Annotated in this window: 21 protein-coding genes (1 of these 21 running past the window's edge); 2 read left to right on the top strand and 19 right to left on the bottom strand. The window is 67.4% G+C overall.

The features are described 5' to 3' along the window. Positions 1 to 63: 63 nt before the first annotated feature. On the top strand, positions 64 to 915 hold the full coding sequence (locus AC3WRN_RS11155) for a DUF2130 domain-containing protein (protein ID WP_492623001.1): 852 nt from the start codon (positions 64 to 66) through the stop codon (positions 913 to 915). A 21-nt stretch (positions 916 to 936) separates the two neighbouring features. On the opposite strand, the gene AC3WRN_RS11150 is transcribed toward AC3WRN_RS11155, so the two are convergent. From AC3WRN_RS11150 to AC3WRN_RS11095, 12 genes are all read right to left on the bottom strand, one after another. Continuing rightward, entirely contained in the window at positions 937 to 1,263 is a 327-nt protein-coding gene (locus AC3WRN_RS11150; RefSeq protein WP_492623000.1) for a hypothetical protein, read from the bottom strand. Between the two features lie 36 nt (positions 1,264 to 1,299). Then, positions 1,300 to 2,502 (bottom strand): enoyl-ACP reductase FabV, encoded by a 1,203-nt coding sequence (fabV, locus tag AC3WRN_RS11145; protein ID WP_492622999.1) that lies wholly within the window; start codon positions 2,500 to 2,502, stop codon positions 1,300 to 1,302. 254 nt (positions 2,503 to 2,756) lie between these two features. Then, positions 2,757 to 3,500, bottom strand: coding sequence for a copper homeostasis protein CutC (locus tag AC3WRN_RS11140; RefSeq protein ID WP_492622998.1), 744 nt, complete (start codon positions 3,498 to 3,500; stop codon positions 2,757 to 2,759). Then, positions 3,497 to 4,546, bottom strand: a complete 1,050-nt coding sequence (locus tag AC3WRN_RS11135; protein WP_492622997.1) for a glycosylasparaginase — start codon at positions 4,544 to 4,546, stop codon at positions 3,497 to 3,499. Before AC3WRN_RS11135 ends, AC3WRN_RS11140 begins: the two co-directional genes overlap by 4 nt. Positions 4,547 to 4,628: 82 nt before the next feature. Next, positions 4,629 to 4,832, bottom strand: coding sequence for a cold-shock protein (locus AC3WRN_RS11130; RefSeq protein ID WP_008434829.1), 204 nt, complete (start codon positions 4,830 to 4,832; stop codon positions 4,629 to 4,631). Positions 4,833 to 4,991: 159 nt separating this feature from the next. Next, positions 4,992 to 5,753 carry an S-methyl-5'-thioinosine phosphorylase gene (locus AC3WRN_RS11125; protein ID WP_492622996.1) on the bottom strand — a complete coding sequence of 254 codons (762 nt, stop codon included), beginning with the start codon at positions 5,751 to 5,753 and terminating at the stop codon, positions 4,992 to 4,994. Between the two features lie 199 nt (positions 5,754 to 5,952). Then, a complete protein-coding gene (locus tag AC3WRN_RS11120) occupies positions 5,953 to 6,516 on the bottom strand; it encodes a hypoxanthine-guanine phosphoribosyltransferase (RefSeq protein WP_492622995.1) in 564 nt (187 codons plus the stop codon). Further along, entirely contained in the window at positions 6,513 to 7,529 is a 1,017-nt protein-coding gene (nagZ, locus tag AC3WRN_RS11115) for a beta-N-acetylhexosaminidase (RefSeq protein ID WP_492622994.1), read from the bottom strand. The genes AC3WRN_RS11120 and nagZ overlap by 4 nt, the downstream gene beginning before the upstream one ends. Further along, positions 7,523 to 8,044: a CYTH domain-containing protein gene (locus AC3WRN_RS11110; RefSeq protein ID WP_492622993.1), complete on the bottom strand. Its 522-nt coding sequence runs from the start codon at positions 8,042 to 8,044 to the stop codon at positions 7,523 to 7,525. The genes nagZ and AC3WRN_RS11110 overlap by 7 nt, the downstream gene beginning before the upstream one ends. Before the next feature lie 159 nt (positions 8,045 to 8,203). Continuing rightward, positions 8,204 to 9,541 (bottom strand): 23S rRNA (uracil(1939)-C(5))-methyltransferase RlmD, encoded by a 1,338-nt coding sequence (rlmD, locus tag AC3WRN_RS11105; protein ID WP_492622992.1) that lies wholly within the window; start codon positions 9,539 to 9,541, stop codon positions 8,204 to 8,206. Positions 9,542 to 9,686: 145 nt separating this feature from the next. After that, on the bottom strand, positions 9,687 to 10,289 hold the full coding sequence (locus AC3WRN_RS11100) for a YdbL family probable chaperone protein (protein ID WP_492622991.1): 603 nt from the start codon (positions 10,287 to 10,289) through the stop codon (positions 9,687 to 9,689). A 41-nt stretch (positions 10,290 to 10,330) separates the two neighbouring features. Beyond that, positions 10,331 to 12,352 (bottom strand): translocation/assembly module TamB domain-containing protein, encoded by a 2,022-nt coding sequence (locus AC3WRN_RS11095; protein WP_492622990.1) that lies wholly within the window; start codon positions 12,350 to 12,352, stop codon positions 10,331 to 10,333. Between the two features lie 45 nt (positions 12,353 to 12,397). Between AC3WRN_RS11095 and AC3WRN_RS11090 the strand changes: the two genes are divergently transcribed. Next, positions 12,398 to 13,135, top strand: coding sequence for a response regulator (locus AC3WRN_RS11090; RefSeq protein ID WP_492622989.1), 738 nt, complete (start codon positions 12,398 to 12,400; stop codon positions 13,133 to 13,135). On the opposite strand, the gene recO is transcribed toward AC3WRN_RS11090, so the two are convergent. From recO to AC3WRN_RS11055, 7 genes are all read right to left on the bottom strand, one after another. Beyond that, a complete protein-coding gene (recO, locus tag AC3WRN_RS11085) occupies positions 13,132 to 13,845 on the bottom strand; it encodes a DNA repair protein RecO (protein WP_492622988.1) in 714 nt (237 codons plus the stop codon). The genes AC3WRN_RS11090 and recO overlap by 4 nt on opposite strands. 97 nt (positions 13,846 to 13,942) lie before the next feature. Continuing rightward, positions 13,943 to 14,875, bottom strand: coding sequence for a GTPase Era (era, locus tag AC3WRN_RS11080; protein ID WP_492622987.1), 933 nt, complete (start codon positions 14,873 to 14,875; stop codon positions 13,943 to 13,945). Between the two features lie 87 nt (positions 14,876 to 14,962). Beyond that, positions 14,963 to 15,625, bottom strand: coding sequence for a ribonuclease III (gene rnc, locus AC3WRN_RS11075; protein ID WP_068095804.1), 663 nt, complete (start codon positions 15,623 to 15,625; stop codon positions 14,963 to 14,965). A 1-nt stretch (position 15,626) separates the two neighbouring features. Continuing rightward, positions 15,627 to 16,010 carry a DUF4845 domain-containing protein gene (locus AC3WRN_RS11070; protein ID WP_492622986.1) on the bottom strand — a complete coding sequence of 128 codons (384 nt, stop codon included), beginning with the start codon at positions 16,008 to 16,010 and terminating at the stop codon, positions 15,627 to 15,629. Positions 16,011 to 16,186: 176 nt separating this feature from the next. Further along, a complete protein-coding gene (lepB, locus tag AC3WRN_RS11065) occupies positions 16,187 to 17,083 on the bottom strand; it encodes a signal peptidase I (RefSeq protein ID WP_492622985.1) in 897 nt (298 codons plus the stop codon). Positions 17,084 to 17,182: 99 nt separating this feature from the next. Then, the gene (gene lepA / locus AC3WRN_RS11060; protein WP_068095809.1) at positions 17,183 to 18,973 is read right to left on the bottom strand and encodes a translation elongation factor 4; all 1,791 of its coding nucleotides are present in this window, start codon (positions 18,971 to 18,973) and stop codon (positions 17,183 to 17,185) included. 199 nt (positions 18,974 to 19,172) lie between these two features. Next, positions 19,173 to 19,374, bottom strand: partial view of a Do family serine endopeptidase gene (locus AC3WRN_RS11055; protein ID WP_492622984.1) — the 3' end only. Its footprint extends 1,340 nt past the window's final position; the window shows 202 of its 1,542 coding nt (coding positions 1,341-1,542); its start codon lies off the right edge, out of view — the gene reads right to left on this strand; its stop codon occupies positions 19,173 to 19,175.

Below are 19,374 nucleotides of genomic sequence, written 5' to 3'. Positions count from 1 at the left end.
GGCATCACGCCGATACAGAAATTGGCGCTCGCCGCTTAGCTCCACTTTTGCTGTCAGTTAAAAGTGGGGGGATTACCGCTCAAGGACAAGTACGAGACACAGATCAAGGATCGCGACGATACGATCGAGAGACTCAGGGACATGAAGGCTCGCCTGTCGACCAAGATGGTTGGCGAAACCCTCGAGCAGCACTGCGAGACCGAGTTCAACCGAATTCGAGCGACGGCGTTTCAGAGGGCATATTTCGAGAAGGATAACGACGCGCGAACCGGCAGCAAGGGCGACTACATCTTTCGCGACTCCGATGAGGCTGGTACTGAGATCGTCTCGATCATGTTCGAAATGAAAAATGAGAGCGATCGCACGGCGACGAAGAACAAGAACGAGGACTTCTTGAAAGAGCTCGACAAGGATCGCACCGAAAAGGGCTGTGAATATGCGGTGCTGGTCTCCCTTCTTGAGCCAGACAGTGAGCTCTACAACACCGGCATCGTCGACGTGTTCCACCGCTACCCGAAAATGTACATCGTCCGTCCGCAGTTCTTTCTTCCAATCATCACGCTGCTGCGTAATGCGGCGATGAATTCGCTCAAGTACAAGTCAGAGCTTGCGCTCGTTAAGGCGCAGAACATCGACATCACGAACTTCGAGACCGAACTCGAGACCTTCAAGTCCGCATTCGCGAAGAACTACGATCTTGCCTCCAGACGCTTCCAAACGGCAATCGAAGAGATCGACAAGTCCATCGACCACCTTCAGAAAACGAAGGAGGCCCTGCTCGGCACCGATCGAAACCTTCGTCTTGCGAACGACAAGGCGCAGGACGTGACAATCAAGAAGCTGAATCGGGGAAACCCGACGATGGCAGCCAAGTTCGCCGACCTAAAGAATAATGGTCCTTCCGATGTTGGATGAGTTCTACCGACGAGTTAGAACTCAGACCTCGACCGGCCATCGTGGTGTAAATGAATTCTCCGTTTCTGACACGGAAACTATCTTTGATACATGGAAGTTTCTAACGCCACCCTTTGAGATGTCGTAGCAAAAGAACTTCTCTGTGCCGCCCGTGATGCGGTAGCTATATGGCTCGGCCTCTCGAGTCTCCATACCGCCGCCGTCCTCGTAAGCCGTGACGATGACCGTATGCAAATTCCGGCCTGCAGCCGCGATGGTTTCCTTAATGCTCATGAAGCCTCCATGTGTGGCGAGTTCGTTGTTATCTATCGCCGCCGCGGCCGGCAGCCTTGGGTCGTAAGTGGACATCTCTCCGACTACGTATCTACTACGACTTGCGCGATATCAAATCTCCAAACAATCAAACCGCCGATCCGCCTCCACCTCTACGTCATAGTCCACATCCGCCCGATCAAACCCGAACAGCTGCAAGAACTCGTGCTTGTAGCCGACGTAGTCGGTGATCTGCTTGAGGTTTTCGGTGGTGACGGTGGGCCAGATCGTCTTGCAGGGGATCTGCACGTCGTCGCGCAGTTCCCAGTCGTCCAGCCGCAGGCGGCCTTCGTCGTCGGTGGGTGCGGGGGCGCCGTCGGCGCGGTAGAGGCGGTCGTGGAACAGGCGGTTGGCCTGTTCGATCGGGTTTTCGTGGATGCCTTTCTCCTTCATGATCTTGAAGGCGATGGAGACGTACAGCGGGATTACCGGGATGGCGGCGCTGGCCTGGGTGACAACGGACTTCATCACGCCGACGTAGGCGTCGAGGCCGGGGTGGCGGCTGCGCAGTTGCTTGGCGGTGTTGTCCAGGTGCTGCTTGGCTTGGCCCAAGGTGCCGTGCCAGTACATCGGCCAGGTGATCTCGGTGCCGATGTAGCTGTAGGCGACGGTCTTGGCGTGCTCGGCCAGCACGCCGGCGGCGCTCAGCGCGTCGATCCACAGCGCCCAGTCCTCGCCACCCATCACGGTGACGGTGTCCTTGATTTCCTGCTCGGTGGCCGGCTCGACAGTGGCCTCGATCACGGTGTCCTTGTTGGTGTCGACCGAGGTGTTGTGGAAGGGTTCGCCGATGGTCTTGAGCGCCGAACGCACCACTTCGCCGGTGTCCGGCAGCTTGCGCACGGGTGAGGCCAGCGAATAGACCACCAGGTCGATCGGGCCGCCCATCTCGTTCTTGATGATCTCGATGGCGCGTGCGCGGGTCTCGTTTGAGAACGCGTCGCCGTTGATCGACTTGGCTATCAGGCCGGCCTGCTTGGCGGCCTTGTCGAACGCGGCGGAGTTGTACCAGCCGGCGGTGCCGGTCTTGTCGTGGCTGCTGGGTTTCTCGAAGAACACGCCAAGCGTGGCGGCGCCGTAGCCGAACGCAGCGGTGATGCGCGAGGCCAGGCCGTAGCCGGTGGACGCGCCGATCACCAGCACGCGCTTCGGGCCTTTGCCTGCCGCATGGCCCGCGGCCTGGGTGACCTTGATCTGGTCGATCACGTTGTGCTCGCAGCCGACCGGATGGGCGGTGACACAGATGAATCCACGCACTTTGGGCTTGATGATCACTCGATGGCTCCTGCTGGTATTCGGCAATTCGTCATCTTAACCAAGCTGGGCGGCCATGCGCTGCCGTAGGGAGTATCCGGCGGCCCGGTTTTTACTCGTCATTCCGGCGAAGGCCGGAATCGCTCTTCCATGACGAAGCCGGGCCATCCCTTCGACCTTCCGCCACAGCACATGCGATCCCGGCCTTCGCCGGGATGACGAAGTGGGGAGGTTTTTTGGATTCTTGGTGGGGATCGTCTCCGACTGAAACTCGCTCAGGTCCCGGTCGCGTTTTGCGCCATGGTCTCCAACGCGGTGGCCAGTGCGCGCACCTGCTCGACATCGCTGCGCAACTCACCGCTTTGCATGTCGTCCAGCAACCGTCGCCGATGCTGCATGCCCGAGGGCAGCTGGCATTTGGCGGAGGCATGGAATTCGTGCGCGCCAGTGGCGGCGGCCAGCGCCGCGATGTTCTGCGCGGTGACGCCGGCACCGGGCATGACCGCAAGACGTCCTGCGGCCTGCAGGACGAGATCGCGGATCAGCACGACGCCATTCGCGGCGCTGGCCTGTGCGCCCGAGGTCAGGATGCGTTCGCAGCCGAGCGCGACGATATCCTCCAGCGCGCGCACCGGGTCGCGGCTGAGGTCGAAGGCGCGGTGGAAGGTCACGCCCAATGTTCCCGCCGCAGCGACCAGGGCGCGGCAGCGCGCCACGTCCACGTCACCATCGGCGTCGAGCACGCCGAACACCACGCCGTCGCAGCCCAGTGCCACGCAGGCTGCGATGTCGCGCTGCATGACCTCGCATTCCAGCTCGCTGTAGAGGAAGTCGCCGGCACGCGGGCGGATCAGCACGTATAGCGGGATGCGCAGGCGTTCGCGGGCCAACACGATCTGCGCATGCGAAGGCGTCAGCCCGCCCAGTTCCAGCGCGGTGCAGAGTTCGACCCGCCCCGCCCCGCCCTCCTGGGCGGCCAGCGCGGAGGCGACCGAATTGGCGGCGATTTCCAGGATCACGAGTAGCTCGTCGTGTAGACGCTTTGCGAGGGGACCAGGGCGTCCTGCTTTTTCGCATCGCACACGGCATAGGAGAAGCCGTGCTGGATGGCGTAGGCGCCAACCTCGCCCTCGCGGTTCATCGCCAGGAAGCCGACCTGCAAGGTCTTGGAGGCTTCGCGGCGCTTCTTGACGATGCGCATCACCGCCTCCTTGCAGGCCTCGTGCGGCGAGCGGCCCTGGCGCATCAGTTCGACCACCAGGAAGCTGCCGGCATTGCGGATCACCTCCTCGCCCACGCCGGTGGAAGTGGCGCCGCCGACCTCGCCATCCACGTACAGGCCGGCGCCGATGATCGGGCTGTCGCCGACGCGGCCGCGCATTTTCCACGCCATGCCGCTGGTGGTGCAGGCGCCGGCCAGCTTTCCGTGCGCATCCAGCGCGAGCATCCCGATGGTGTCGTGGTTGTTGGCGCCGCCGGGCATGCCGGTGGTACCGCCCTTGCCGTAGTCATGCACCTCGCTGTTGATCGACGGCTGGTACTTCGCCGTCTTCAGCCATTCGTGCCAGGCCTGCTCGGCCTCGGGCGTGAGCAGGTCCTGCTTCCTGAAGCCTTGCTCCAGCGCGAACTGCAGTGCGCCTTCGCCGACCAGCAGCACGTGCGGCGTGCGTTCCATCACGCGCCGTGCCACCGAGATCGGATGCTCGATGTATTCCAGGGCGGCCACCGCGCCGCAGTTGCCGTCGGCGTCCATGATGCTGGCGTCGAGCGTGACGTGGCCGTCGCGGTCCGGGTAACCGCCCTTGCCCACGCTGTGGTTCTTCAGGTCCGACTCGGGCACCTGCACGCCGGACTCGACCGCGTCCAGCGCGTGGCCGCCCTTGCCCAGGATCGCCCAGGCCGCCTGGTTGGCGGCGATGCCGAAATCCCAGGTCGAGACGACCCGCACGTTCGACGTTTTCGGGAGCCGGGCCGCCGGCCATGCGGCCAGCCGGTCGCCCCACGCGAACATCGAAGCCGAAGCCCCCAGCAGGGAGGCCTTGAGGAAACGCCTGCGGTCGGTCACCAGCATTCTCCTGATCCGGAAAAAAGAAACCCCGCACGGGATGCGGGGTCTCGTTCGTGCTTTACAACGTTGGCCTGGAAGATCAGGCGGCTTCGACTGCCGATGCCTGGGCGCCCTTGGGGCCCTGAGTCACTTCGAACTGCACGCGCTGGCCTTCCTGCAGGCTGCGGAAGCCCTTGGAATTGATCGCCGAAAAATGGACGAACACGTCCTCCCCGCCGTCCTCAGGCGCGATGAAACCGAAACCTTTGGCATCGTTGAACCATTTGACCGTACCGAAACGCATTGCGTGAACCTCTGGATCCATGGAATGGGTGCGCCAGGATCTGCGCTGAACCACTGTGCTCCCCCTCGGTTCGCCGCCCTGGCCGGAGAAAAGTAACAATATGTGAAGGCCGAGTGCAATACGAAAATATCCGGGCGGTGCACGAATTCGCCATGCCGCTCAGCTTTGCAGCATCGCGGCGAGGATGCGCGGCACCTCGGCGGTGGCCGCCGCCAGGTGGGCGAAGATCTCCTCGATGCTGATCTCCGCTTCGTCGCCGCAGCCGGCGGCGAAATTGGCGACCAGCGCCAGGCAGGCGTATTCCAGCCCCAGCTCGCGCGCCAGCGCCGCCTCGGGCATGCCGGTCATGCCGACCAGGTCGCAGCCGTCGCGCTTCAGCCGGGCGATCTCGGCGCGGGTTTCCAGCCGCGGCCCCTGGGTGGCGCCGTAGCAGCCGCCGCCGACCACCTCGACGTTCGCCGCGCGCGCCGCCGCCAGCAGTTGCAGGCGCAGCGCCTCGGTATACGGCTCGCTGAAGTCGATATGCTTCACCTCGGCGCCCTCCACGTCGCAATAGCTGGTGTAGCGGCCGTGGGTGTAGTCGATCAGCTGGTCGGGCACCACGATCACCCGCGGTCCCATGTCGCCGCGGATGCCGCCCACGGCGTTGACCCCCACCACCCGGCGCGCGCCCAGGCTATGCAGCGCCCACAGGTTGGCGCGGTAGTTGACCCGGTGCGGCGGCAGCGTGTGGCTCTCGCCGTGGCGGGCCAGGAAGGCCACGCGCCGGCCGGCGAAATCGCCGAGCACCACGTCGCCGGACGCCTCGCCGTAAGGCGTAGCCACTGCATGCCGCGCGGCATTCTCCAGGCCCGGAAACTGGTACAGGCCGCTGCCGCCGATGACGGCGAGGTCGATGGGGGCGTGGTCAGGATGAGGCATCGTGGTGATCCGGTTGCGGGTTGCAGCTAAAGGGCTGAGTCGTCGGTTTTGCTCCCTCCCCTGCTCTGCAGGGGAGGGTTGGGGTGGGGTGGGGTGCTCTTCGTCGGATCAAAATCTGGTCAAGAGCTTTACCCCCTCCCAGCCCCCTCCTGCGACCGAAGGAAGTCCCTTTGGGGCAAGCAGAGGAGTACGCGCTTACCTATTCCCCACTCCCGTCCTTCAACGCATAGATCGCCGGCAGGTTGCGGCCCTGTTCGTAATAATCCATGCCGTAGCCGAACACGTAGCGGTCCGGCAGCTCGACGCCGTTGAAGTCGGAGGCGATGCCCTCGACCAGGCGGTCGTGCCGCTTGGTGCACAGGCTGGCGATCAGCACGCGCTTCGCACCGCGCCGGTAGCAGTCGTCGCGGACCGCCTTCAGCGTGTGGCCTTCGTCGAGGATGTCGTCGACCAGCAGCACCACGCGGCCGGCCAGCGGCACCGCCGGCTCGCGCAGCCAGTGCAGCTCGCTGCCGCTGGTGGCGCCGCGGTAGCGGGTGGCGTGCACGTAGTCGAACTCCAGGTCGGTGCGGATCGCCAGCGCGAGCTGGCCGGCGAAGATCAGCGCGCCGTTCATCACGGTGAGGAACACCGCGCGCTCGCCGTCCAGCGCGGCGTCGATGCGCCGGCCGATGTCGGCGATCGCGCTTTCCAGGGTACCGCGCTCGTACAGCAGTTCGGCCTGCGCCAGCGCGTCGGCCAGGAGCGGAGTCGGAGTGGTCATGCGGTTCCTCGATCGGCGTGCAGGGCCGTGATGCGCGCGACGAAGCGGTCGCGCTGGGGGTTGTCGGTGAGGCTGTCCCAGCTGGCGCCGATGGCGCCGCGCAGGGCGGCCAGTCGCGGCGGCACCGGTGCGGCGGCAGCGGGCAGTGCGGCGATCGCCTCGTCCACCACCTCGGGGAAGCAGGCCAGCACCAGGTCGCAGCCGGCGGCCAGGTGCGCGCGCACCCGTTCGCCCACGCTGCCGGCGGCGCCGGCGGCGGCCATGCTGATGTCGTCGCTGACCACGACGCCGGCGAAACCCAGCTCGCCGCGCAGCACCTGCCCGATCCACACCTTGGAGTAGCCGGCCGGCCGGCTGTCCACCGCCGGGTAGGTGACGTGCGCCATCATCACCGCCTCGACCCGCGCCTCGATGCATTCGGCGAACGGCCGCAGGTCGTCGCGGCGGATCGCGTCCAGGCCGCGCGGGTCGATCGCCGCCGCCTTGTGCGTGTCGGCCGCCACCGAGCCGTGCCCCGGGAAATGCTTGAGCACCGCCGCCATGCCGGCCAGGTGCATGCCGCGCACGTAGGCCTGGGCCAGCTCGGCGGTCACCGCCGGATCGGCGTGGAATGCGCGCGGGCCGATCGCCGCGTTGCCGCGGGCCAGGTCCACCACCGGCGCGAAACTGAAGTCGACGCCGCTGGCACGCAGCTCGCTGGCCATCACCCAGGCGTGCTCCTCGGCCAGGCGCACCGCCTCGTCGGGGTCGCGGTCATGCACCGCGCCGATCGCGGCCAGGGGCGGCAACCGGGTGAAGCCGTCGCGGAAGCGCTGCACCGGGCCGCCTTCCTGGTCCACCGCGATCAGCAGCTCCTCGCCGCCGGCCTCGCGGATCGCCTCGCATAGCGCGATCAGCTGTTCGCGCGAGGCGTAGTTGCGCGCGAACAGCAGCACGCCGGCCACGCCGGGCGCGGCGAGCCAGCGCTTCTCGCGTTCGGCCAGTTCCAGCGCGGCCACGCCGATCATCAGCATGCGGCATCCCCGGCGGTGTGTTCCGCCGGCGACCATTGCCGGTACGGGTGCGCGATCAGGTTGACGTTGTAGTAGTGCGCCAGCGTGCTCACCTCGCGGCCCAGCCACGGCGGCCGCGGGAACGGCGCGTCGACGGCCGGCAGCTCGACCTCGGCGACGACCAGCCCGCGGTTGTCGCCGGCGAATTCGTCGATCTCGAACAGCGTGCCGTCGACCCACACGTAATGGCGCGTCTTCTCCAGCACGCCGTCGCACAGCGTGGCCAGCAGGATCCTGGCGTCGTCGAGCGGGATCGGGTACTCGAACTCGGCCCGCTCGATACCGAGCCTCGCGGCCTTGATGTTGAGCCACGCGCGCTCGCCGGCGAGGCGCACGCGCACCGAGGCGTGCGCGTGACCCTCGCGCAATGCCCGCGCACCCACCAGATAGCCCTGCGCGATCGGCTCGCTGCGTTCGACGGCGGCGCGCCAGCCATCGTTGGCCAACAGGAATTTGCGTTCGATTTCGATGGCCATAAAAGTCAGGAGCGGGCGGAGAGGAGTGAGCAGTGAGAGAGAGCAAAAACAAGAGCGTCAGGCATGCACTGCCTCGCCCGAATCGACACGGCAACGGCGTGAAGGATCATGCACTGACTTTCTCTCACTTCTCACTCCTCTTCACTCTCTCCTCGCTCCTCAGCGCTCGAACAACGCGATCGATTCGACATGCGAAGTGTGCGGGAACATGTCCATCACCCCGGCCGAGGCCAGCGTGAAGCCATGCCGGTCGACCAGGATGCCGGCGTCGCGTGCCAGCGAGGCGGGGTGGCACGAAACGTAGACGATGCGACGGGTCTGCTTGTGCGGCAGGTATTCCAGCACCTTGTCTGCGCCGGCGCGCGGCGGGTCGAGCAGCAGCTTGTCCCACGGCACTCGCGCCCAGTCGGCGGCACGCTGGTCCTCGAACAGGTTCGCCACGTGGAAGCGTGCGTTGGCGATGCCGTTGCGCGCGGCGTTCTGCGCCGCCCGTTCGACCAGGCCATGCTCGCCTTCCACACCGACCACCTCGGCCACGCGGCGGGCGATCGGCAGGGTGAAGTTGCCGAGACCGCAGAACAGATCCAGCACGCGGTCGGCCGGTTGCGGGTCGAGCAGTTCCAGCGCACGCGCCATCATCCGCTGGTTCATGCCGGCGTTGACCTGCACGAAGTCCAGCGGCTGGAACTCCAGCTCGACGTCGGCGAAGCGCGCGTCGCCGCTGGCGATGCGGAAGGCCAGCCGCGGATTTTCTGGCCACAGCGGATGCACGCTGCTGGTGCCGCCCGGCTGCAGGAAGATCGCGAAGCCGTGCTGCCGGCCGAACGCGGTCAGCGCGGCCAGGTCGCGTTCGCCCAGCGGCTGCATGTGGCGGAACACCAGCGCCATGGTGTCGTCGCCGGCGGCGAACTCGATCTGCGGGATGTCGTCGACCGCCTCCATCCCGCCGAGCAGGTCGGCAAGCAGGCCGACCTTGGGGCCCAGCGCCGGGTGCATCACCTCGCACTGCTGGATCTCGGTGACGAAGCGCGGGTTCTGTTCCTCGCGGAAGCCCACCAGCACGCGGCCCTTCTTCGCCACGTTGCGCACCGATAGCCGACCCTTGCGCCGGTAGCCCCACGGCTCGGCGGTGAGCGGCGGCAGCCATGCCTGCGGCGTGACCTTGCCGATGCGCTCGAAATTTTCCGCCAGCACGCGCTGCTTGGCCTCGATCTGCGCGGCGGCATCCAGGTGCTGCAGCGAGCAGCCGCTGCATTGCGCGAAATGCCGGCAGCGCGGCTCTACCCGGTGCGGCGAGGGAGTGATGACTTCGGTGATGTCGGCCTCGTCGAAATGGCGATGGCGCTTGCGCAGGCGGGCCAGCACGTGCTCGCCGAGCAAGGCGCCGCTGACGAACACCGCCTTGCCGTCGACCCGGGCCACGCCTCGGCCATCATGGCCGAGGTCGGTGATGTGGGCTTCGAAAGGTGTTTGGGAAACTGAGTTGGATCGGGACATGAGGCGTAAACAAATGGGGCCGCACCGGCCGACTTTCGATTATCACAGATCGGCCCGGACGACGCCCGTAGGAGCGCACCCTGTGCGCGATGGCTCTTGGCTTCGTTCGGCATCAGAGCATCGCGCACAGGGTGCGCTCCTACATTTATTTCTTCTGCCAGGCGCCGGAGGCATCCTGGTAGTACCAGCCCGCGTGCGCCTTCTCGATCCAGCTCTTGGCGAACGTGGCGCGGATCTGCGCCTCCCATTCCGGATGGTTGTTGGCATTGGCGACCTCGCGATACAGCGCGGCACGGTCGCGGTTCTCGTCGGCCACCGTGGCATTGGCCTGCGCGCGCTGGCTCAGCGGCACCTTGGCGGCATCGCGCATCGCCACCATGCCGTCGCGGGTGAAGCCCACCGCGCCGCTGTCCAGCAGCTCGCCCAGCGCGCCCTGGAAACGGCCCTGCATGCGCTGGCTGATCGCCTCGGTGGCGCTGGTCTGGATGCGGATGTCCGGCGTGTCGGCGGCGTGCGCGGCCGGCACCAGCAGATCGAGCAGCATCGCCGAGGGCTGGCCGCCCGGCGCGGCCGGCTTGGACTGCTTCGGCGCCGGCGCGGGATGGGACCCCGCATTGTCCAGCACCTTGCCGATGAACTGGTCGGCGGCCTTCTGTGCCGCCGCCTCGGGAAAGTACACGTTGATGGTGACGCAGCCGACCAGCGCCACGGCCAGTGCGGTCAGGACGACGTAGACGAGCTTGCGCATGACGTTACTCCCGGTTTGACGACGAGGATCAAGGGCGGCACTCAGCGAACTTCCGGGGCCGCCCCGTGCACGGCTTCCTGCAGGCGCCGCACCAGGGTCGGCCAGTCGACCCTGGTCTGGTGACCGATCACCTGCAGCCGCGGCAAGCCGCTGCCTTCGACCATAGTGTAACCGTCATCGGTGGTGTCCAGCCCGCCCATCTGGCATACCGCGCCCTGCAACGTGCAATCGAGGCCGATGCGCTTGTAGCCGAAGGTCTTGAACAGTTTCAGCATGGCGCCCTGCAGGCCCGCGGCGATGCCGCCGCCGCCGACCGCGGTGAGGTTGTTCACGGCGCGCTGGCTGATCCGTCCGCCCTGGCCGGCGCGCAGGCTGGCCTCGAACGCGACCGGGCTCCAGTTGACCAGCCGCAGGTTCCGGATCGAACCGTCCAGCGGCCCGGTGATGTTGCCGAAATCGAACACGCTGGTGATCGCCGCCAGATCCATCTGCTGCATCACGATGTCGCCGGTCAGCACCGGATTCGCCCCAAACGGATGCTGCAGCGAGAGCCGGGTGATGTCGACGAAGCCGCCGAACAGGTTGGCCGACAGCCCGCCCTGCAGCTCGAAGCCGTCGTCGATCCAGCGTAGCGACGGCACCGCGCCGCCGAGCGTGCCGGGGAAGGCCGGCCAGCCCATCGCCTGGCTGAAGGCGCCCATGTCCACCCCGGTCAGCGCCAGCGACGCCGCGAGCCGCTGGCCTTTCGCCGCGGCCGGGCGCCAGTCCAGCTCGCCGATCCGCAACTGGCCCTGCAGCACCGGCATCTGCAGCGGCTGCAGCAGGCCGAGCGTGCCGTTGCGGCTGCGCCACTGCGCCTGCGCGGCACCGAAGGGAACGCGGTAGAACTGCAGGCGGCGCCAGCCGAGCGTGCTGGCCGGGCGCTCGCCGTCGGCCACCCAGTCCAGCCCGCCCTGCAGGCCGTCGATCGCCAGGTGGCCGTCCGCATCGGCCAGGTCCAGGCCATCGGTATTGAACGCAAAGCTGTGCGGACCATCCGGGCGCAGGTCCAGGCTGCCGTTCAACTGGCCGCGGATGCGCATGTTGCGCAGGCCCAGCGTGCCGAGCCAGGCCTCGCCGTAGCGCTGGTAGGCGGCGGGAAAACTGGCGTGCAGGCGTTCCAGCCGCAGCGTCCTCAAGCCACCCTTGGCGTCGAAGGCCAGCGCGCCGTCGAGCTGCAGTGCGTCGGCGTCGTTCAGCCGCAGCCGGCTCAGTTCGATCGCCCCGTTCTGCGCGCTGGCGTGCAGGGCGAGTTGCACCGGATGATCCGGCAGCTTCGCGTAGAGCGGCCCGAGCAGCAGCTCGCCGCCGTGCAGGCTGGCGTCCAGTTCGACCCGGGCGGGGCCGCCGGTGGTATCGAGGCTGTAGCGCCCGGTGCCGCCCAGTCCCTGCCCGGCCATGGTGCCGCTCGGCGTGTCGAAACCAACGCCGCGCAGGGTGAACTGGCCGGACGATTGCAGGCCGGGATTGCGCAGGTCCAGCGCCAGCTCGGCATCCAGCCGTCCGCCGGTGGGGCGGCCCGACCACACCGTGCCGAGCAGGCCCTGCAGCCATCCGGCGGGAAGGTTGTAGAGGTTGATCTGCGCGTGGGTCGGCTGGTCCAGCGGCAGCGCGCTGCGGACATGCGCCTTGCCCTGCCGGATGTCGACCTGCAGCGTGTTGGCCGCTTCGCTGAGCAGCACGTTCACGTGGGCGTCGGCGAGCGCGCCGCCGGGGGCCCCGGCCAGGCGCACGTTGCCGTCCATGATCCAGCGCAGCCGGGCATCCCGCTGCAGGTTGCCATCGAGGTTCAGGGCAAGCCGCCGCCAGCCCATCGCCGGCACGTCCGCCTGCTCCGCGCTCAACTGCAGGCGCAGGCCGCCGGCCGCATCCTCGCCAAGCCGGACGCTCACCCCCTGCAGGCGCAGGCCGGGCACGCTGACCGACTTCGCGGTCAGCACCACGTCCGCCCGCGCAGGCAGCGCCCAGCCGAGGCCCAGCAGCAGGCAGCAAAGCAGCAACAGGTGGCTTGAGTTTGGGCGCATGTAGCGCCATTCTGCCAAATCAAGCTGAACGACACGGATTTCGTCATGACCAGCCACCTTGCCGGCCCCGATCCGGACCCGATCGACCTCGCCCGTCCACGCGTGCTGGTGGCCGACGACGACCCCGGCAGCTGCCGTTTCCTGTGCGACGGGCTGGACTCGCTCGGTGCCCGCGCGCAGGCCTGCATGAACGGCATGGTGGCGCTGCAGCTCGCCCGTACGGAGGCCTTCGACCTGCTGCTGCTCGACTGCCGCATGCCGGGCGCCGGTGCGCGGCAGATCCTCGCCGCGTTGCGCGAAGACCCGCAGGCGCCTTCGGCGGAAAGCCTCGCCGTCGCCACCACCGCCGAACTGACGACCGAGGGCCGCCAGCCCCTGCTCGACGCCGGTTTCAGCGAGGTCCTGGTCAAGCCTTGCGGGCTGGCGGACCTGCAGCGCGTGCTGGCCCTGGTGCAGCCGGAGCGCGACGGCGCCTGCGTGCTGGACGACCGCACCGCGCTGGACACCACCGGCGACGCCACCACCATGCGCGCACTGCGCCTGCTGCTGCGCGAAGAACTGGCCCTGCTCCAGCAGGAACTGGATACGCTGAGCCGCGACCGCGACGGCTTCAGCGAGCGCCTGCATCGGCTGCGCTCGTCCTGCGGGTTCTGCGGCGCGGCCGCGTTGTCGCGGCAGACCGTGCTGCTGCAGCAGCAGGTTTCGCGGCGCGGCGCCACGCCGGCCGCCCTGGCCCGCTTCCGCACCGTGCTGCAGGCGACGCTGCAGGCGCTGGACGACTAGGGCCGCCGCGACACGGCCATCGCCAGTACCCGCCATGCACGCAGTTCGCCGCCGCCGAGGTGGAAGCGGATGACCTCGCGCATCATGTCGCGCAGCTCCTTCAGGCCGACGCTGTCGGGCATCTCGTCCCGCTCCAGTGCCAGCAGGTCGCTGCCGCGCAATGCGCGCGGACTGCCGGCGGCACAGCGCATGGCGCCCTGCTCCGCCACATAGCGGTAGCACGCCGCCGGCTCGATCGCCTCGCCGGTATCGGCGTCGTGCTGCAGCTGCAGGCCGTAGCCGATCGCCTCGAGCAGGTCACGCTCGAAACGGCGCAGGCTCCACGCCAGCGATTCGCCGGCAGCCAGCCGCGCCAGCGTCCGCGCGTAGGCATCGAACAGCAGCGGGTGCGGATCCTGCCGCCCGGTCAGGCGCACCACCAATTCGTTGAGGTACAACCCGGCCAGCCCGGCGTCGCCCGACAGGCGTGCCGGCGTGCCCACCACCTCGACCGCGGTCAGCGTGGCCAGCTCGCCGCGCAGCAGCAGATCCAGCACCAGCGGCTGGAACGGCTCCAGCTGGGCCCGCCGCAGGCGCGAGCGCTCGCCGCGCACGCCGCGCGCCACCACACCCAACCGGCCATGCTCGCGGGTCAGGCATTCCAGCAGCAGCGACGTCTCGCGGTAGGCGCGTGCGTGCAGGACGTAGGCGGGTTGCTGTTCGATGCGCATGAAAAGCCAAGAGTGAGTGATGAGAAGTGAGTAACGAGAGAAAGCAGATCTGCCGCTCTTCGCTTTTCACTCACTCCTCACTCCTCTTCACTCACTCCTAATCGGTATAGCCGAACTTCTTCAGCATGTTCTCGTCGTCGACCCAGCCTTCGCGCACCTTCACCCACAGCTTCAGGAACACCTTGCGCTCGAACATGCGCTCCATGTGGCGCCGCGCGTTCATGCCGATCGCCTTGAGCTGGGCGCCGCCGTTGCCGATCACGATCGCCTTCTGGCCGTCGCGTTCGACCCAGATCACCGCGTGGATCTCGGCGATGCCGTCGGGGCGGTCGCTGAACTGCTCGATCTCCACCGTGGTCGCGTACGGCAGTTCCTGGTCGAGCCGCAGCATCAGCTGCTCGCGCACCATCTCGGCGGCGAGGAAGCGCTCGCTGCGGTCAGTCACCTCGTCCTCGCCGAACACCGGCGGCTGCACCGGCAGGCGCTTGAGGATCGCCTGCTCCAGCTCCTTCAGGCCCTGCTTCTTGAGCGCGCTGACGTAGTGGATCTCGTCGTAGCTGTGCTTCGCCGCCAGCTCGGCCACGAACGGCAGCATCGCCGACTTGTCCTTGCTGAGGTCGACCTTGTTGATCACCAGCACGCGCGGCGTCGACTGCTCGACCAGGGCGGCGTAGAGCGCCTCGTCCTCGTCGGTCCAGCGGCCGGCCTCGATCACCTGCACCACCAGGTCGACGTCGCTGATCGCCGAGCGCGCGGCGCGGTTGAGGCTGCGGTTCATCGCCCGCTTGGCGCCGCGATGCAGGCCCGGCGTGTCGACGTACATGATCTGCCCGGCCTCGCTGGTGTTGATGCCGAGGATGCGGTGGCGGGTGGTCTGCGGCCGCGGGCTGGTGATCGACAGGCGAAAGCCGATCAGCGCATTGAGCAGGGTCGACTTGCCCACGTTGGGACGCCCGGCCAGCGCGACCGTGCCGCAGCGGAAGTTCTCGTGCGGCAGGCTGCCGGCGGCGGAGTCCAGTTCTTGGTTCATGACACGGGTTGCTCGGCGGGTCGGGTGGCAAGTGTAGTGCTTCACCGGAAGCGGCACGCGGGCGGTGCGGGCGGCGAGGCGGCGGGGTCAGGCGTCGCGCTGCTGTTCCAGCAGCCGGTTGAGCACGGTCTCGGCCGCGTCCTGCTCGGCGGCGCGGCGGTTGCCGCCGCGGGCCTCGGCGGTGAACGCCAGCGGCTCGGCGACCGTGCAGCTGACGTCGAAGGTCTTGGCGTGGTCTTCGCCGTGGCTGGCGATCAGCTCGTATTGCGGCAGCGGCAGGCCCTTGGCCTGCAGCCATTCCTGCAGCCGCGTCTTGGCGTCCTTGGAGGAGCGGCGCAGGGCTGCGATGCGCCCGACGAACAGCCCCCGCACGGTCTCGCGGCAGGCATCGAAGCCGCCATCCAGGTACACCGCGGCCACCGTCGCCTCGAACGCGTCGGCGAGGATCGAGTCGCGCCGGAAGCCGCCGCTTTTCAGCTCGCCGGGGCCGAGCTTCAGCCCGTCGCCCAGCGCCAGTTCGCGCGCCATCACCGCCAGCGCCTGGCCGTTGACCAGTTGCGCTCGCAACCGCGACAGCTCGCCCTCGCTGGCCTTGGGGTGCGCCTCGTACAGCATCTCGGCGACGACCGCGCCGAGCAGTGCGTCGCCGAGAAACTCCAGCCGCTCGTTGTTCGGCTTGCCGACGCTCCGGTGGGTCAGCGCCAGCTGCGCCAGTGCCGGATCACGGAAGCGGTAGTTCAGTTCCGACAAATCACTCGCCCACGTTGCCCTGCAGCGGCACGCTCTTGTCGAAGTGCAGCAGGAAGTCGATGTTGTACATGAACGGGATCTGCTTGTCGTAGGCCACGCGCAGCTGGCTGGCGCCGCCGCTGTTGCGCACGATGGTGATGTCCTTCGGCTGGATGGTGGCGTCGTCGACGTACTGGAAGCCCATCTTGAACATCAGGCCCCGGCGGATCTCGTCCAGCGACTTGCCGTTGGTGCCCTCGGTGGCGACCTGGTTCATCGCCTTCACCACGCCCATGTATTCCGAATACGACGGTGCCAGCTTCATCGCCATGTAGGCCAGGAAGGCCACGAAGGCCATGACGATCAGGAACCCGATCAGGGTGACGCCCGACTGCTTCGATTTCATAGTCCCCTCGCTAATGCCGCCCGCGCGGCGTACCTGTCTGTGATTGGTCCCGATGCGGCGGGGACTGGCCCCGCCGGCGTGCCGATTATGCCTGCGGATTCTCGCACTGTCGGCTGCCGCGCGCGCGACAGTGCGACCCCGTCACGCTTTGGCAAACACCCCGCGCCGCATCCGCCTCAGTGGATCACCGTGCCGATCCGCGAGAAATCCACGCCGCCGGTGCCCCATCCCTTCCAGCTCATCCAGATCAGGAACGCCTTGCCGGCCAGGTTCCGTTCCGGCAGGCAGCCCCACCAGCGGCTGTCGAGGCTGTCGTTGCGGTTGTCGCCCATCACCAGGTAGCAACCCGGCGGCACCTTCGCGGGCACCCGGTCGTTCGGGATCGAATTCGGCGTGGTATAGGCCGGCATCCGCGCGACCATGTGGCTGACCTTGCCCAGGTGCTCGGTCCACACCGTGGCGCCCATGTTCAGCATGATCTGGTCGACGCTGCGCTGCGGATTGCCCACGTACGGGCCGATCTCCTCGGCGTTCACGCGCTGGCCGTTGACCAGCAGGTCGGCGCCATGCACCTCGATGCTGTCGCCCGGCAGGCCGATCACCCGCTTGATCCAGTTCTGCGCCGGCACCGGCGCCTGCGGGTCGCTGCAGCTCATGTCGCCGCTGCGCACCAGCCTGCCGCCGTCCTGGCACAGGTAGCCGGGAAAGCGGAACACCACCACGTCGCCGCGCTTCGGCTCGCCGAGGTCGACGAACTTGTTGTTGAACGCCGGCACGCGCAGGCCATAGGCGAACTTGTTCACCAGGATGAAGTCGCCCACGTCCAGCGTCGGCATCATCGAGCCGGACGGGATGCGGAACGGCTCGGCCACGAACGAGCGCAGCAGCAGCACCACCAGCACCACCGGAAACAGTGAGCGCGACCAGTCCACCGGGGCCGGGTCGCGATACTCCTCGCCGGCGGCGCCCAGGCGTGCCTTGCGCCGCTTGTACAGAAACAGCCGATCCAGTCCCCACACCACGCCGAACAGCACGGTGAGGGCAAGCAGGATGGCGGAGAAATCGAATTCCATGGGGGGCTCCGTTGGAGCCGGGAATGGGGATTCGGGATTGGGGATTCGGAGCGCAGACATGCTCTGTCGAATCCCGAATCCCGAATCCCGAATCCCGGCCTATTTGTCCACTTTCAATACGGCCAGGAAGGCTTCCTGGGGGATTTCCACGCGGCCGACCTGCTTCATGCGCTTCTTGCCTTCCTTCTGCTTTTCCAGAAGCTTCTTCTTGCGGCTGACGTCGCCGCCGTAGCACTTGGCCAGAACATTCTTGCGCAAGGCTTTCACCGTGGAGCGCGCGATGACCTGGGCGCCGATCGCGGCCTGGATAGCCACGTCGAACTGCTGGCGCGGGATCAGGTCCTTCATCCGCTCGACCAGGTCGCGGCCGCGCCGGTCGGCATGGCTGCGGTGCACGATCAGCGAGAGCGCATCCACGCGGTCGCCGTTGATCAGCACGTCCACGCGCACGAACGGGCCGGCCTCGAAACGGTCGAAGTGGTAATCCATCGAGGCGTAGCCGCGCGAAACGGACTTCAGACGGTCGAAGAAATCCAGCACCACCTCGGCCAGCGGCATCTCGTAGCTGATCTGCACCTGGGTGGCCAGGTACTGGATCGAGCGCTGCACGCCGCGCTTCTCCTCGCACAGGGTGATGATGTTGCCGATGTAGTCCGGCGGGGTGAGGATGTTGGCGACGATGATCGGCTCGCGGATCTCCTCGATCTGCGGCGACGGCGGCAGCTTGGCCGGGTTGTCCAGCGGCAGCGTGCTGCCGTCGGTCTTGAGCACCTCGTAGACCACGGTCGGCGCGGTGGTGATCAGGTTGAGGTCGTACTCGCGCTCCAGCCGCTCCTGCACGATCTCCATGTGCAGCATGCCGAGGAAGCCGCAGCGGAAGCCGAAGCCCATCGCCTCGGAGGATTCCGGCTCGAAGAACAGCGCGGCGTCGTTCAGGCGCAGCTTGTCCAGCGCCTCGCGCATCGCGGGGTAGTCGTCGGCGGCGACCGGGAACAGGCCGGCGAACACGCGCGGCTGCATGGTCTGGAACCCGGGCAGCGGCTTTTCCGCGGGTTTCGCGGCCAGCGTCAGCGTGTCGCCCACCGGTGCGCCGTGCACGTCCTTGATCGAGGCATTGATCCAGCCCACCTCGCCGGCGCCGAGCTTGTCCAGCTTCTTGCGCTTGGGCGTGAACACGCCCACGTCGTCCACCTCGTGCACGCGGCCGGTGGACATCACCAGCAGCTTGTCGCCAGGTTTGATCTCGCCCTGCATGATGCGCACCAGCGACACCACGCCGAGGTAGTTGTCGAACCAGGAGTCGATGATCAGCGCCTGCAGCCGGTCGGTGTCACGCGGCTTGGGCGGCGGGATGCGCGCCACGATCGCCTCCAGCACCTCGACCACGTTGAGGCCGGTCTTGGCGCTGATCGCCACCGCGTCGGTGGCGTCGATGCCGATCACCGCCTCGATCTCCACCTTCACCTTCTCGATGTCGGCGGTGGGCAGGTCGATCTTGTTCAGCACCGGCACCACTTCCAGGCCCATCTCCACCGCGGTGTAGCAGTTGGCGACGGACTGCGCCTCGACGCCCTGGGCAGCGTCTACCACCAGCAGCGCGCCCTCGCAGGCGGCCAGCGAGCGGCTGACCTCGTAGGAGAAGTCCACGTGGCCCGGGGTGTCGATGAAGTTGAGCTGGTAGGTCTTGCCGTCGCGCGCCTTGTACGGCAGCGACACCGACTGCGCCTTGATGGTGATGCCGCGCTCGCGCTCGATCGGATTGTTGTCCAGCACCTGCGCCTCCATCTCGCGGTCGGCCAGGCCGCCGCAAAGCTGGATGATGCGGTCGGCCAGCGTCGACTTGCCGTGGTCGATGTGGGCGATGATGGAGAAGTTGCGGATCAATTCCATGGAGCGCAGGCGGCCTGTCGGGCTTGGGTCTCGCCGGCACGCACCACGCGTGACGGCGCGTCGCTATGGCACGACGCTAACCCGGCATTATCGCATGGAACCCGTCGCCGCCACCGGACCGCGCGGCGCGGCCGCCTCCCGCTCACGGGGACGACCGCGCCACAGCCGGGTCGCACGGGCGCAGCAGTCTGCCTGCTGCCTACTTGCCGTCCGGTACCGTCAGGCCGATGAAGCTGCTCTGGTCGCCGCGGCGTACCAGCAACAGCACCGTGCTGCCGGCCTTCACGTCCTTCGTGGCGGCCTGGAACTCGGCCACGCTGCCGACCTTCTGCTGGTTGACCATGGTGATCACATCGCCGGCGCGCAGGCCGGCCTGGGGGGTAACAGGGGAGGTGGGGGTG

It is taken from the genome of Rhodanobacter sp. FW101-FHT13A11 (assembly GCF_058790335.1).
Note: the sequence above shows the minus strand (reverse complement) of the source record. Positions and strands in the feature narration are given on the sequence as shown.